Raw genomic sequence first — 13793 nt, 5'->3', positions numbered from 1 at the left:
CGAGGTTTCGCGATGAGGGTTCCGTTGTCGTGGCTGCGCTCGCTCTGCGATCCCGGCGTCACGGCCGAGGAGATCGCCGAGCGCTTGTCGCTGGCCGGACTCGAGGTCGCGCGCATCGATCGCTTCGGCCTCGAATCGACTGACAACTACGTGGTCGGTCGCGTGGAGCGTGTGGAGCCGCATCCCAACGCCGATCGCCTGCGCGTGTGCGTGGTCGACGTCGGTGTCGAGCGGCGAACGATCGTTTGCGGTGCCCCCAACGTCCGCGACGGGTTGCTCGTGCCGGTTGCACTACCGGGCGCGCGGCTGGCGGACGGTCGGGAACTGCGCGCCGCGGAACTACGCGGTGTCCGCTCCGAGGGCATGATCTTGGCCGAGGACGAGCTCGGCCTCGGGGACGACCACAGCGGCATCGTGGAGCTCGATGCCAGCGACGGTTTGCGACCTGGTCAGCCGCTCCAGGAGGTCGTTCCGCTGCGCGACGAGGTACTCGAGCTCGAGGTCTCTCCCAACCGACCGGACTGTCTCGGCGTGCTCGGCGTCGCGCGCGAACTGCACGCTCTGTTCGGCGCCCCGCTCGATGACTCGGTGCTCACCTGGGATGCCGAACCCGACCAGCAGCTCACCGACGTGGCGGAGGCAGCCGCCGTCGAACTGGCCCCCGACGCTGCCTGCCTGCGCTTCGCGGCGCGCGTTTTCGAGGACGTCACGGTCGCCCCCTCGCCCCTGTGGCTCAAGCAGCGGCTGCTCGCCTGCGGGATGCGGCCGATCGCGAACGTCGTCGACATCACCAACTACCTAATGCTGCTGCTCGCACAGCCGCTGCACGCGTTCGACCTGGAACGGCTGGCCGAGCGCCGGATCGAGGTGCGGCCGGCCCGTGCCGGCGGGGAGCGGATCGTCACGCTCGACGGCCAAGAGCGCTTTTTGCCGGAAGGCACGACGCTCGTTTGTGACGCTGCGGGCCCGGCCGCGATCGCGGGGATCATGGGCGGTGAACGGACCGAGGTGCGTGCCGACACCCGTCGTGTGCTGCTCGAGTCGGCGACCTGGATTGGCTCCGACATCCTGCGCAGCGAAGCGCGCCTGGGTCTGCGCACCGAGGCCAGCAATCGCTTCGAGAAGCAGCTTCATCCGACGCTCGCAGAAATCGCTCTGCGTGCCGCCTCCAAGCTGTTGGTGGAGATCTGCGGGGCGCGGCTGCGGCCCGGTACGCTCGACCGCTATCCGCAGCCCGCCGAGCCTCGGCGCGTGCGCTTCCGCCACCGCCGGTTACGCCGCCTGCTGGGCGAGGAGATCGCCCCCGAGAGGGCGCGGGAGATCCTCGCGCGGCTCGGTTTTGTCGGCGCAGCGCCCGCCGACCCGGCGCCCGCCGCGGGCCCTGCCGATAGCGCGGAGCCGTCGCTCCTTGTCGAGGTGCCATGGTGGCGCGACGGCGACGTCCAGCGCGAGGTCGACCTGGTCGAAGAGGTCGCGCGCATCCACGGGCTCGACAAGCTGCCGACGACCTTGCCGGCGCGGCGGGCAGCGGTCGGTCGCCTGAGCGCCGCCCAGCGGCTGCGGCGGAGACTCGAGGATCTTCTGCGCGACCGCGGACTGTTGGAGGCGATCAACTTCAGTTTCGTCGCGCCGCGGCTGCTGGCGAGGCTCGGGCTCGACGACCACGCGATCGCTCTACACAACCCGCTGAGCGAAGAACAGAGCGTGCTGCGGCCGCTCCTGCTGCCGGGGCTGCTGGAGTCACTGCAGCGCAACGCCGCGCGCGGGCGTCCGGATGTTGCGCTGTTCGAAGTCGCGCGGGTCTTCAGCGGACCGCTGCGGACGATCGCTGGAGCGCCAAACGGCGCCGAGCCGGCACGGGAGCGACTGCACGTCGGCGTGGTGGCTAGCGAACTCGGCCCGCGCGGTTGGCGGACCGCGGCCCGCTCGGCCGATTTCTTCGCGATCAAGGCGTTGGCCGAAGCGCTGCTCGCGGCAGCGGGGGTTGAGGCGACGTTCGTGGTCGGCGAGTACTCCTTCCTGCACCCCGGCCGTGCAGCGCAGGTCGTCGCCGACGGCGAGACCCTCGGCTTGGTGGGCGAGCTGCACCCCCAGTTGGTCCGCGACCTCGAGCTCGGCACCGCCGCCGCCCGGCAACCGACGGTCGGTTGCCTGGAGCTCGACCTCGACGCGCTCGCGCAGCTCGCGGCGCAACGCCAGCCGCGATTCCGCCCGCTACCGAGCTTTCCGGCGGTGGTCGAGGATCTGGCGGTGGTCGTGCCGGAGTCGGTGCCGGCCGCCCAGCTCCTCGACGCGCTGCGCGAGGCCGGCGGCGAGTTGGTCGAGGAGGTGCGCGTCTTCGACGTCTTCCGGGGCGCGCAGATACCGGAGGGGCACAAGTCGGTCGCGATGCGCATCGTGCTGCGCGCCCCCGACCGCACCTTGACCGACGAGGACGCCGCCTCGGTGCGCGCGCGGGCGGTGGCGCGGCTGGAGGCGCTTGGAGGGCGCATCCGTGGCTGAGCCGGTGCGCTGCGCGGTGGTCGGCGCCAGCGGCTTCGCCGGCGCGCTGTGTTGCGCGATCGTCGAGCGCCACCCGACGCTCGAGCTCACCGTCGCCTGCGCGCGCAGTGACGTCGGACGTCGCTTGGATGATCTCTACCCCCGCTACGGCGTGTCGGCCGAGCTCGTGGCGTTCGACCCCGACGGTGTCGCCGAGCGTGCCGACGTCGCGCTCGTGGCGTTGCCGCACGGCGCCTCGGCAGCGGTGGTCGCCGCGCTCATCGAGCGCGGGCTGAAGGTGGTCGACCTCTCCGCTGACTTCCGTCTCGAGCTCGACCGCTACCGCCGGTGGTACGGCGAGCACCCCCATCCGGAGCTGATCGAAGAAGCGGTCTACGGCCTGCCGGAGGTCTACCGCGAGGAGATCAGAGGTGCGCGGCTGGTCGCAGCGCCCGGTTGCTATCCGACCGCCACCTTGCTTGCCCTTTGGCCGCTGCGCGAGCGGCTACGGAGCGTGTTCGTGGACGCCAAGTCGGGGGTCTCCGGCGCCGGTCGCGAGCCGACCGCCGCGACGCACTTCGTCGCCGTTGCCGAGAACGTGAAGCCCTACAAGGTGGAGGGACATCGACACAGCGCGGAACTCGAAGAGCAGCTCGGCCCGCAGCTTGCGATCACCTTCGTACCGCACCTCGTTCCCGTCGACCAGGGGCTGATCGCGAGCTGCTACGCGGAGCTCGCGGAGCCGATCTCGGCGGAGGAGCTGAGCGCTCTCTACCAGCGCAGCTACGCGGCCGAGCCGTTCGTCGAGCTTGCCCGGTCGGCACCCGGCACACGCGACGTACACGAGACCAACCGCTGCCGGGTCTACGCCACCACCGACGCGCACGGGCGGGTAATCGCCTTCGGCGCGATCGACAATCTCTGGAAGGGTGCGGCAGGGCAAGCCGTTCAGTGCCTCAACCTGATGCTCGGGCTGCCCGAGACGAGCGGGCTCGCTTAGCGGTGGCGGCGGCCAACCCCGAGCAGGCATCGCCCACCTTCTTCCGCTCACGTTGGGTCGAACGGCCCGATCACGTGCGTGAGCTCGAGCCGACGGCGTTGCCTGCCGGCTTCCGCAGTGCCGGCGTCGCGGCGGGGATCAAGCCCGGTGGAGAGCTCGACGTCGGTGTGCTGGTCTGCGATCGCGACGACGCCGTGTCGAGTGCGCGCTTCTGCGCCAACGCGGTGGTCGGAGCGCCGGTGACGGTGAGCCGCGAGGCCGATCGCGGCCGCCTGCGTGGCATCGTCGTCAACTCGGGGAACGCCAACGTCGCGCTCGGCGATGAGGGGCTGCGCGCCGCTCGCGCAGCCCAGCGAGCGCTCGCCGAACATTTAGGGGTTGCGCCCAGCCGCGTCGGGTGCGCCGCCACCGGCGTGATCGGCCGGCCGCTCCCACAGGAGCTGCTCCTGGCCGGTGTGGAGCGCGCTTGCGGGGCGCTCGCGGCCGATGCCGACGCCTTTTCGCGGTCGATCATGACCACCGACCGCTGGCCGAAACGGGCGTGTCTGGAGGTCGACCTGCCAGGAGGGCGCGTGCGGCTCGCGGCCCAGGCGAAGGGGGCCGGCATGATCGCTCCCCGCTTCGCGACGATGCTCTGCTTCTGCGAAACCGACGCGCGCGTCGCACCCCAGTCGCTGGAACTACTCACGACCGTCTGCGTGCGGCGCTCCTTCGAGCGCATCTCGGTCGATGGTCAGCTCTCGACCAGCGACAGCGTGTTCCTGCTGGCCAGTGGGGCGAGCGGTGTCGAAGTGACGTTCGAGAGCGAAGCGGAGGTGCGCCTCGGGGAGGCGCTCGACGCGCTCTTCCGCCAGCTGGCGCTGGAGATCGTCGCCGACGGTGAGGGGACCGAGCGGGTCGCCCGCGTGGTGGTGCAAGGTGCGCCGGAGCTAGTCGAGCCGGTCGCCCGTGCGGTCGCCGAGTCGCCGCTCGTGAAGACCGCGCTCGCGGGCGCCGACCCGAACGTCGGGCGGATCCTTCAGGCAGCGGGGCAAGCGCTCGCTGAACGCCGAGCTCCTGGTCTCGTGGACATCGAGGTGGAGGGCATTCCGGCGGCCAGTGCCGGCGTCGCGGTACCGCTCGACGGACGCCTGCTGGAGAGCCTCGAGCGCGCCTTCGCACAGCGCGAAGTCGAGCTTGAGCTGCGGGTCCCGGGCAGCGGCGGCGCGACGGAGCTGTTCTTCAGCGACCTCGGCCACGAGTATGTGCGGATCAACGCCGAGTACACGACCTAGAGCGAAAGCGCGGAGGTAGAAGGCCATAGGCGAGTCGAGAGCACGGTCGGCAGCTGGGCGCGACGTCGCCACGCTGCTTGAGGCACTGCCCTACATCCGTCAGTTCCACGGACGCACGGTGGTTATCAAGTACGGCGGCGCGGCGATGACCGAGGCACACCTGCGCGAGGAGTTCGCGCGCGACGTCGTGCTCCTCAAGTACGTCGGGATGAACCCGATCGTCGTTCACGGTGGCGGTCCCGACATCACGCGCTACATGGAGCGCCTCGGTCTCGAGGTGCGGTTCGTCGAGGGTTTGCGGGTGTCCGACGAGCAGACGGTGGAGATCGCGAAGATGGTGCTCGTCGGCAAGCAGAACAAGGACATCGTCCTGCGCATCAACCGGCACGGTCAGCCGGCGGTGGGCCTGTGCGGGGACGACGGCTTGCTGTTTCGGGTGCGTAAGCAGCTCGGTCCTGGTGGTGCCGACATCGGCTTCGTCGGTGAGATCGAGCGCGTCGACACCGAGGTTCTGAACGACATCGCGGAGAACTTCATCCCGGTCGTGGCGTCGGTCGGCTCCGACGCCGAGGGTCGCTCCTACAACATCAACGCCGACGCTGCCGCCGGGGCAGTGGCGGCAGCGCTCGGTGCCTACAAGCTCGTGTTTCTCACCGACGTCGAGGGCTGGCGGGCCGATCCCGACGATCCGGACTCAACGATCTCCGAGGCGACCGCCGCCGAGGTGCGGGCGCGACTACCGTCGGTCTCCGGCGGTATGCGCCCGAAGCTCGAAGCGTGCCTACGTGCGCTCGAGGCCGGCGTCGAGAGCGCCCACATCATCGATGGCCGGGTCGCGCACTCGCTGCTGTTGGAGCTGTTCACTGACACCGGCATCGGTACCAAGATCACCCTCGGTCGGGAGGCCCAATGACCAGCCGGGAGGGAGGCTCGTGAGCCGCCAGCGATCTCCCGAGACGTCAACTTCGGAGCGCTCCGCGCGGGCGCCCGCGGGTGCCGAGTGGCTGTTGCCGACCTACCGCCGCTTCGACATCGAGTTCGTGCGCGGCGCGGGCGCCCTGTTGTGGGACGCCGACGGCAACGAGTACATCGACCTCCTCGCCGGCATCGCTACCACGCAGCTGGGTCACGCCCACCCGCTGCTGGTAGCGACGCTGCGCGCTCAAGGAGAGCGCCTGTGGCACGTCTCGAACTTCTTTTACACAGAGCCAATGGTGCGGTTGGCCGAACGCCTGGCGCGCCGCTCGCTGGGCGGCGGCGTCTTCTTCTGCAACTCCGGCGCGGAGGCGATCGAGTGTGCCCTTAAGCTCGCGCGTCGCGCCCGCCCGGGCGGCGATTTCGTGGTTTTGGAGGGCGCCTTCCACGGTCGTACCTTCGGGGCCCTGTCGGTAACTCCGCAACCCGCCAAGCAAGAGCCGTTCGCGCCGCTCGTGCCGGGTGTGCGGGTGGCTCCCCGCGACGATCCGGAGGCCCTCCGCGCGCTCGTTGACGAGCGCTGCGCGGCGGTCCTGGTGGAGCCCGTTCAGGGCGAGGCCGGCGTCCATCCGATCGCGTCCGAGGTGCTCGCGGCAGCCCGCGCGGCCTGCGACGAGCAAGGAGCGCTGCTCGTCTTCGACGAGGTGCAATGCGGCATCGGCCGCACCGGATCGCTGTTCGCCTACCACCACGAGGAGGTCGCCGTCGAACCGGACGTGCTGTGCCTCGCTAAGGGGCTCGGCGGGGGCTTCCCGATCGGCGCCTGCATCACCCGGCCGGCGCTGCGCGAGGCCCTTCAGCCCGGCGACCACGGCTCGACCTTCGGTGGCAACGCCCTGGCTTGCGCGGTCGCGAACGCCGTGCTCGACGTCGTCGACGACGTCGCCTTCCTGCGGGGCGTGCGTGATCGCGGCGAGCGCTTGCGGGCAGGGCTCGCGTCGCTCGGGCTCGCGGTGCGGGGGCGCGGCCTGATGCTCGCCTTCGAGATCGAAGACGCCCCGGCCTTGGTCGAAAGGGCGCTGTACGAGCAGCGCCTGGTGCTGAACGCCACCGGTCCCACCACCGTTCGCCTGGTGCCGCCGCTCGTGATCAGCGAGCAGCAGCTCGACGAGGCGCTCGCACGGCTCGCCCGGCTGCTCGGTGGCTGAGCTTGCGCGCACGCGCGGCTCGCCCGGCTGCGCGGTGGCTGAGCCTCCGCGCGCGCTCGGCTGTTAGCTTGCCGAGCCGATGAACCGAGTGAGCGGCGACGGTAACGGCGACCGACGGGTCGTGCAGCGCGCGAGCTACGAGGCCGCGCCGGGGGAGGTCGGCCGCGTGCTGTTGCTCTACTCGGGCGGCCTCGACACCAGCGTGATGCTCAAGTGGATCCAGGAGGAGTACGGGGCCGAGGTCGTCGCGCTTACCGTCGATCTGGGCCAACCGGGCGAAGATTTCGAGGTGGTGCGCGGCAAGGCACTGCAGTTCGGTGCCGTTGAGGCGCTGCTGATCGACGCTCGCGAGCGCTTCGCTTACGAGTACGTGCTGCCGGCGATCAAAGCCAATGCGCTGTACGGCGGTGGCTATCCGCTGTTCACCGCGCTCGGCCGACCGCTGATCGCGAGCATCGCTGTCGAGCAGGCCCGTGCGCACGGCTGCGACGCGATCGCACACGGGTGCACCGGCAAGGGCAACGACCAGGTGCGCATCGAGTCGACGGTACTTGCGCTCGCGCCCGACCTGAAGATCGTGGCGCCCGTGCGCAGTTGGCAGATGGGCCGGGAGGAGGAGATCCGTTACGCGCGCGAGCACGGTATCCCGGTGAAGGGCGGCAGCGAGGCGCCGCCCTACTCGATCGACGACAACCTCTGGGGCCGCTCGTCGGAGGGCGGCCGCATCGAGGACTTGACTGAGCCGACGCCGGACGACGCGATCACGCTGGTAACGGACCCGCGCAAGGCACCCGACGAACCCCAGGATCTGGTGGTCGAGTTCGAACGCGGCTGCCCGGTGGCGCTCGACGGCGAGCGACTGGGTCTCGTCGAGCTGCTGCAGCGCGCGACCGAGATCGGTGCCCGCCACGGTGTGGGGATCGTCGACCACATCGAGGACCGGGTGGTGGGCTTGAAGGTCCGCGATCTCTACGAGGTGCCGGCCGCGGCGATCCTCCTGTGTGCCCACCGGGAGCTCGAGAAGCTCGTCTCGACCGGTCTCCAGAATCGCTTGAAGCCGGTACTCGAGGAGCAGTGGTCGTGGCTGGTTTATGCGGGCCTCTGGTACGAGCCGCTGCTGGCTGACCTCAACGCGTACATGGACTCGGTCAACGAGCAGGTCACCGGCAGCGTCACCGTGCGGCTTTACAAGGGTTCGGTGCGGCCGGTTGCGCGCAGCTCGCCGAACGCCCTCTATGACCCCGCGTTAGCGACGTTCGGTGAGTCCGGCGGCCTTTTCTCGCAGCACGCAGCCCCCGGCTTCATCGAACTGTTTACGCTGCAGTCGCGGATGGCACACCGGTTGCGCAGCGAAGCCGCGCGCGCGGGGCGGGAACCGGAGGTCAAGCGGTGAACGCGCGGCGCGACGCCTACGCGCTCGTCGGCTGGATCACCGTGCGCATCGCGCGGCGGCTCGCTCGTCGCTGGCTCGGTCGCCACCGCCTGGCGCTCGGTGCTGCACTCGCCGCGACGCTGCTGGCCGTTGCCGGCGCACGCACCGCGCGGCGGGCACTTCAGCCCTGAGCGCGCGGACGGAAACGCGTCCCGATCGCGATCAACAGATAGAGCACGCCGGCGACCATGAAGAAGGCGGTCGCGTTGCGCTCGTCGGAGAAGCCGGCGAGCACCGGCAGCGCGATCGCTGCAATCGCGATCAGCACGTCGAGCACCAGGTGCGCGGAACGCGGTAGCTGAGAGACGAGCCCGGTCGGCCCCTCGGAGACGGCTGCGATCACCAGCATCGCGACACCGATCACCAGCGAGAGCCCGATCGCCGCCCCCGCCTTGAAGTCGAGGACGATCGGCGCCGCGAGGAAGGCGATGCCACCGAGGTACTCGAGCAACCCGTGCACGAACAGCGGAATCGGGCCCTGGCGCATCATCGTTAGACGTCTTATACCGGTCGTACACTCGCCGACGCAGTGAGCTGCGTCCATCTGCACGTCCACTCCGAGTATTCGCTGCTCGACGGCGCCTGTCGGATCGACCAGCTCGCGGAGCGTGCGGCGGCCTTCGAGCAACCGGCGCTCGGGCTCACCGACCACGGCGTACTGAACGGCGCGGTCGAGCACTATCAGGCGTGCAAGCGGCACGGCATCAAGCCGATCCTGGGTCTCGAGGCGTACCTGGTCGACGACGTGCGCAGCAAGGCGCTGCGCTACGAGCGCAATCACCTGACGCTGTTGGCGGCCACTGACGAGGGGTTCCGCAACCTCGTCAAGCTCTCCTCGGCCAGCTTCCTCGAGGGCTACAAGCGCGGCAAGGCGAACGTCGACCTTGCGCTTCTGGAGCGCCACAGCAAGGGCGTGATCGTGCTTACCGGCTGCTTGCAGTCGCGCTTCTGCCGCCGGCTGGTCGACGACAACCCAGCCGAGGCGCGCGCTCACGTCGACGACCTGCTGCAGATCTTCGGTCCCGAGAACGTCTACTTCGAGATCCAGCGCAACGGCATCGCCGCGCAGGAGAAGGCGAACCAGGGAATCGTCCGGATCGCGCGCGAGGTCGGCCGACCGCTGGTCGCTACCGCCGACGTCCACTACCTGCGTCGCGAGGACTACGACAACCACCAGGCGCTGCTGTGCGTGCAGACCAAGAGCACGCTGGCCAATCCGAAGCTGCGCTTCGAGACCAACGAGTTCTACTTGAAGGACTCTTCGGAGATGGAGCGAGCGTTCGCCGATCTGCCGGAAGCGATCGCCTCGACCTTGGAGATCGCCGAGCGCTGCGAGGTCGAGCTGGAGCTCGGGAAGATGCTGCTGCCGCGCTTCCCGACCCCGGATGGCAAGAGTGAGAGCGCGTACCTGCGGGAGCTCGCCGAGGCCGGTCTGCGCAAGCGCTACGGCGAGCCGCCACCGGCCGAAGCGCGGGAGCGGCTCGAGTACGAGCTCGCGGTGATCGACCGGATGGGCTTCAGCGCGTACTTCCTGATCGTCTGGGACTTCGTCCGCTTCGCCAAGCAGAACGGCATCGCGGTAGGTCCTGGTCGCGGTTCGGCGGCCGGCTCGATCGTCGCCTACTGCCTGGAGATCACCGACGTCGATCCGCTCGCCTACGGCTTGCTGTTCGAGCGCTTCCTCAATCCCGAGCGCGTCTCGATGCCCGACATCGACATCGACTTCTCGGTCAAGGGCCGCGAACGCGTGATCGACTACGTGGCCGAGAAGTACGGTCGCGACCGCGTTGCCCAGATCATCACCTTCGGCCGCATGCTGCCGCGGGCAGCCACCCGCGACGCGGCCCGAGTGCTCGGTTACGACTACGCCACCGGCGATCGCTTAGCGAAGCTGATCCCCGAGCCGGTGATGGGGCGCACCAAGAGTTTCGATGAATACCTCGCCGAGGAACCCGATCTTCGCCGCGTCTACGAGACCGAGCCGGACGCGCGTCGCATCATCGACACCGCCAAGGGCCTGGAAGGGATCGTCCGCAACAACTCGATCCATGCCGCCGCAGTGGTGATCGCCGACCGGCCGCTCACCGAGATCGTCCCGCTGCAGCTCGCGGAGGACACGCGCGGCGGCGACGGTGAGCGCCGCTACCGGATCGTCACCCAGTACTCGATGAAGCCGCTCGAGGAGATCGGCCTCTTGAAGATGGACTTCCTCGGGCTGCGCAACCTCGACGTAATCGAGTCGGCGCTCGACATCATCGAGCAGTCCACGGGTGAGCGGCCGGACATGGCGAGGCTGCCCCTCGACGATCGCAAGACCTACGAGATGCTCGCCCGCGGCGATTCGATCGGGGTCTTCCAGTTCGAATCGGAGGGCATGCGCGAGGCGCTGCGCAAGGTGCGTCCCACGGAGTTCAACGACCTCGTCGCGCTCGTCGCCCTTTACCGGCCGGGGGCGATGCGCCACATCGACACCTACGCCCGCAACAAGCGCAACCCTCAGGCGGTCGAGTACCTCGACGAGCGGCTACGGCCGATCACCGAATCGACCTACGGCGTGATCATCTACCAGGAGCAGTCGATGCAGATCGCCAAGGAGATCGCCGGCTTTTCCGGCGCCGAAGCCGACGATCTGCGCAAGGCGATCGGCAAGAAGCTGCGCGACAAGATGGCGCAGCTGAAGGACCGTTTCGTCGAGGGTGCACGCCGCACCGGCACCGACGAGCGCGTGATCCAGGAGCTGTGGGCGGCGAACGAGGCGGCCGCCGACTACTCCTTCAACCGCTCGCACGCCGCTTGCTACGCGCTGATTTCGTACCGCACGGCGTGGCTCAAGGCCAACTATCCGGCGGAGTACATGGCGGCGCTGATCTCCTCGGTCATGCAGACCAAGGACAAGGTCCCGTTCTTCGTCGCGCAGTGCGAGGACATGGGGATCGAGGTGCTGCCGCCCGACGTCAACGAGTCGGGCCACGATTTCCGCGTAATCCACACGCCGGGTGCGGAGCGTCCAGGGAAGATTCGTTTCGGGCTGGACGCCGTCAAGAACGTCGGCTCGCAAGCGGTCTCGGCGATTCTCAAAGCTCGTGAAGAGGGCGGACCGTTCCGCTCGATCTGGGACTTCTGTCGGCGCGTCGACTACCGCGCGGTCAACAAGAAGGCGATCGAGGCGCTCATCAAGTGTGGGGCGCTGGACTCGACTGGTGCCACGCGCAGCGGCATGCTTTCGGTGCTCGCGCAGGCCCAGGCCGCCGGCCAGAAGCACCAGCAGGACGCGCAGCTGGGTCAGGCGTCGATCTTCGATCTCGACGGCGCAGGTACCGCCGCTGCGCAGCACGAGCAGGAGGATCCGCCGGTGCCGCCGCTGCCCGACCAGCGTGAGCAGATCAACGCCTGGGAGAAGGAGACGCTCGGCCTGTTCCTCTCGAGTCATCCCCTTAAGGAGCTACGACCAGCGCTGCGCGCGGCCTGTGACTGTTCGCTGGCGGAGTTGGCCGACCGCCGCGACGGCGAGGTCCTCACGATCGGCGGGATGGTCACCGAACGCAAGCGCATCCGCACGAAAAACGGCGACCCGATGGTCTTCGCGACCCTCGACGATCTCGAGGGCCAAGTCGAGGTGCTCGTGATGGGTGCGTGCTACGAGCAGGCGGCGACGCTCGTGGAGCCAGACCGCGTGCTGCTGATCCGCGGCCGCGTAGACCACAAGGAACAGTCGGAGACCAAGCTGATAGCCCAGGAAGTGCGCGCCTTCGAGCCCACGCCCGAGGAGATCGAACGAGCGGCGGCCGCGCTCGCCGCGAGCGGCGGGGAGGGTGGCGATCGCTCGACGCCGGTCACGACACGCACGACCAACGGTGCCGCGGCGGCCGCTAAGGGGGTGCAGCGCGGTAACGGCCGGGCGCGCTACGCACCGATCGAGCTCGAGCTCGCCTCCGAGGTCCCAACCACGCTGGTCGAGGAGCTGCGCGAGGTGCTCGCGCATCACCCTGGCGAGCGACCCGTGGTGGTGCGCGTCGGCGAGCGACGGCTGGCGCTGGGGGAGTCCTGGCGAGTCTCGGGCGACGGTGCCTTCCGCGCCGAGGTAGCGAGCCTCGGTGGTCTCCGCGCGGTGCGTGGCTAACGCCAGCGCCGGCGGTCGCGCGACAAGGGGCGGGGTAGACTCGCTGCGTGCGAGCCCCATCCGGGATCGAGAGCGTCCGCGAGTGCCGTCAGTGCTGCGCGTTCTGCGACCGGCTCGTGTACCCCGCTGGCTGCGTCGAGGCCCAGTGCCCGTTTCTCTACTTCTACGACGACGAGGCCAGCGGGCGGCGCTACATGGGGTGCCTGCATAAGGTCTTCCGCGGGGAGATCGACGTCGAGCTGTTCGAGCAGGCACAGCGCACCCGCCAAGGTTTCGGGGGAATGCGTCTTGCCGCTCATCCGTTGCCGCTGTGCCGCACCGGCGTCGAGCGCGCTTACTACGGCAGCGGCCCGGCGTTCGAATGCGTCAACCCTGACTTCTGGCAGGAACCAGACCCGCTGCCCGGCGACGGCGCCTTCGATCTGCGCGACGGGCTCGACCGCTGACGGAGCGCCCGCCGTCAGCGGAGCGCCTGCCGTCAGCCAGCGTCGCGCGTTTGCAAGGCGCGGCGTCGCTCGAGCCCCCGGGCGCGCAGCTCGCGCATCGTCTTGACGTCCTCGGCGACCGGTGCCTTGCCGGCCACGCCGGGACCTTCGAAGATCGCCGGTAGTCCTTCGAAACGCGGCTCCGCGAGGAACGCGGCGCACCCCTCGACCCCCAGCTCGCCGGTGCCGAGCGGTGCGTGACGATCGCGGTTCGAACCGAGCGGTTCGCGCGAGTCGTTGACGTGCAGGCAGCGCAAACGATCGAGCCCGATCAGGCGGTCGCACTCGTCGAGCACCGCCGCCAGTCGTTCGGCATCGCGCACGTCGTAGCCGCTCGCCAGCAGATGGCAAGAGTCGAGACAGATGCCGAGCCGGCCATCGCCGCCGGCGAGCTCCAGAAGCCGTGCCAGCTCGCCGAAATCGCGACCAATCGTCTCGCCCGCTCCAGCGGTGTCTTCCAGCAAGATCGGGCACTGCTCGGACTCGGCGAGCGCCCGCCGCAGCGCCTCGCCGACCCGCGCGTGTGCTTCCGCGATCGGCTCACCGCGCGCCGAGCCGGGATGCAAGACGACACCCACCGCCCCGATCGCGTCGCCCATCCGCAGCGAGTGGACGAGCGAAGCGACCGACTTTTCCCAAAGCTCGCGGTCGGCCGCCGCGCAGTTGAGCAAGTAGACCGCGTGGATCACTACGGCACGCACCGGCCCGTCAGCAAGCAGCTCCCGGAAACGTGCGATGTCTTCGTCTTTCCAGGCCGTTGGACGCCACTGTCGGGGCGACTGGTTGAACACTTGGATCGCGTCGCAGCCGAGTTCCCGCCCTCGCTCCCAGGCCTTGACGAGACCACCAGCCGTCGATACGTGAGCCCCGATTAGCAT

The 13793-nt window shown here is 69.4% G+C and carries 11 protein-coding genes; 9 read left to right on the top strand and 2 right to left on the bottom strand.

The features are described from left to right. Nucleotides 1–12: 12 nt before the first annotated feature. The 7 genes from pheT (at nt 13) to BLW41_RS10990 (ending at nt 8441) form a co-directional block, all read left to right on the top strand. Entirely contained in the window at nt 13–2502 is a 2490-nt protein-coding gene (gene pheT / locus BLW41_RS08965) for a phenylalanine--tRNA ligase subunit beta (protein ID WP_093118318.1), read from the top strand. After that, nucleotides 2495–3481 carry an N-acetyl-gamma-glutamyl-phosphate reductase gene (argC, locus tag BLW41_RS08960; protein WP_218138359.1) on the top strand — a complete coding sequence of 329 codons (987 nt, stop codon included), beginning with the start codon at nt 2495–2497 and terminating at the stop codon, nt 3479–3481. Before pheT ends, argC begins: the two co-directional genes overlap by 8 nt. Before the next feature lie 2 nt (nt 3482–3483). Then, complete coding sequence (gene argJ / locus BLW41_RS08955) at nt 3484–4755, top strand: bifunctional glutamate N-acetyltransferase/amino-acid acetyltransferase ArgJ (RefSeq protein WP_093118314.1); 1272 nt, start codon at nt 3484–3486, stop codon at nt 4753–4755. A 25-nt stretch (nt 4756–4780) separates the two neighbouring features. After that, nucleotides 4781–5668: an acetylglutamate kinase gene (argB, locus tag BLW41_RS08950; RefSeq protein ID WP_342741421.1), complete on the top strand. Its 888-nt coding sequence runs from the start codon at nt 4781–4783 to the stop codon at nt 5666–5668. Between the two features lie 19 nt (nt 5669–5687). Then, nucleotides 5688–6878, top strand: a complete 1191-nt coding sequence (locus BLW41_RS08945; protein WP_218138358.1) for an aspartate aminotransferase family protein — start codon at nt 5688–5690, stop codon at nt 6876–6878. A gap of 79 nt (nt 6879–6957) precedes the next feature. Next, complete coding sequence (locus tag BLW41_RS08940) at nt 6958–8271, top strand: argininosuccinate synthase (RefSeq protein ID WP_093118310.1); 1314 nt, start codon at nt 6958–6960, stop codon at nt 8269–8271. Continuing rightward, nucleotides 8268–8441 (top strand): hypothetical protein, encoded by a 174-nt coding sequence (locus BLW41_RS10990; RefSeq protein WP_177169442.1) that lies wholly within the window; start codon nt 8268–8270, stop codon nt 8439–8441. The genes BLW41_RS08940 and BLW41_RS10990 overlap by 4 nt, the downstream gene beginning before the upstream one ends. On the opposite strand, the gene BLW41_RS08935 is transcribed toward BLW41_RS10990, so the two are convergent. Continuing rightward, nucleotides 8432–8800: an SPW repeat domain-containing protein gene (locus tag BLW41_RS08935; RefSeq protein ID WP_093118308.1), complete on the bottom strand. Its 369-nt coding sequence runs from the start codon at nt 8798–8800 to the stop codon at nt 8432–8434. The genes BLW41_RS10990 and BLW41_RS08935 overlap by 10 nt on opposite strands. A 39-nt stretch (nt 8801–8839) precedes the next feature. On the opposite strand from BLW41_RS08935, the gene dnaE reads away from it, so the two are divergent. After that, entirely contained in the window at nt 8840–12430 is a 3591-nt protein-coding gene (gene dnaE, locus BLW41_RS08930; RefSeq protein WP_093118306.1) for a DNA polymerase III subunit alpha, read from the top strand. Between the two features lie 47 nt (nt 12431–12477). Then, on the top strand, nt 12478–12876 hold the full coding sequence (locus tag BLW41_RS08925; RefSeq protein ID WP_093118304.1) for a hypothetical protein: 399 nt from the start codon (nt 12478–12480) through the stop codon (nt 12874–12876). A gap of 32 nt (nt 12877–12908) precedes the next feature. On the opposite strand, the gene BLW41_RS08920 is transcribed toward BLW41_RS08925, so the two are convergent. Then, nucleotides 12909–13793, bottom strand: coding sequence for a deoxyribonuclease IV (locus BLW41_RS08920; protein WP_093118302.1), 885 nt, complete (start codon nt 13791–13793; stop codon nt 12909–12911).

Source organism: Thermoleophilum album (assembly GCF_900108055.1).
GTDB classification, from domain to species: Bacteria; Actinomycetota; Thermoleophilia; order Solirubrobacterales; family Thermoleophilaceae; genus Thermoleophilum; species Thermoleophilum album.
Note: the sequence above shows the minus strand (reverse complement) of the source record. Positions and strands in the feature narration are given on the sequence as shown.

Coding starts and splice junctions, on each gene's coding strand:
- pheT (WP_093118318.1), top strand. CDS start 13: ATGAGGGTTCCGTTGTCGTGGCTGCGCTCGCTCTGCGATCCCGGCGTC.
- BLW41_RS08920 (WP_093118302.1), bottom strand. CDS start 13,793: ATGCTAATCGGGGCTCACGTATCGACGGCTGGTGGTCTCGTCAAGGCC.
- BLW41_RS08935 (WP_093118308.1), bottom strand. CDS start 8,800: ATGATGCGCCAGGGCCCGATTCCGCTGTTCGTGCACGGGTTGCTCGAG.
- BLW41_RS08940 (WP_093118310.1), top strand. CDS start 6,958: ATGAACCGAGTGAGCGGCGACGGTAACGGCGACCGACGGGTCGTGCAG.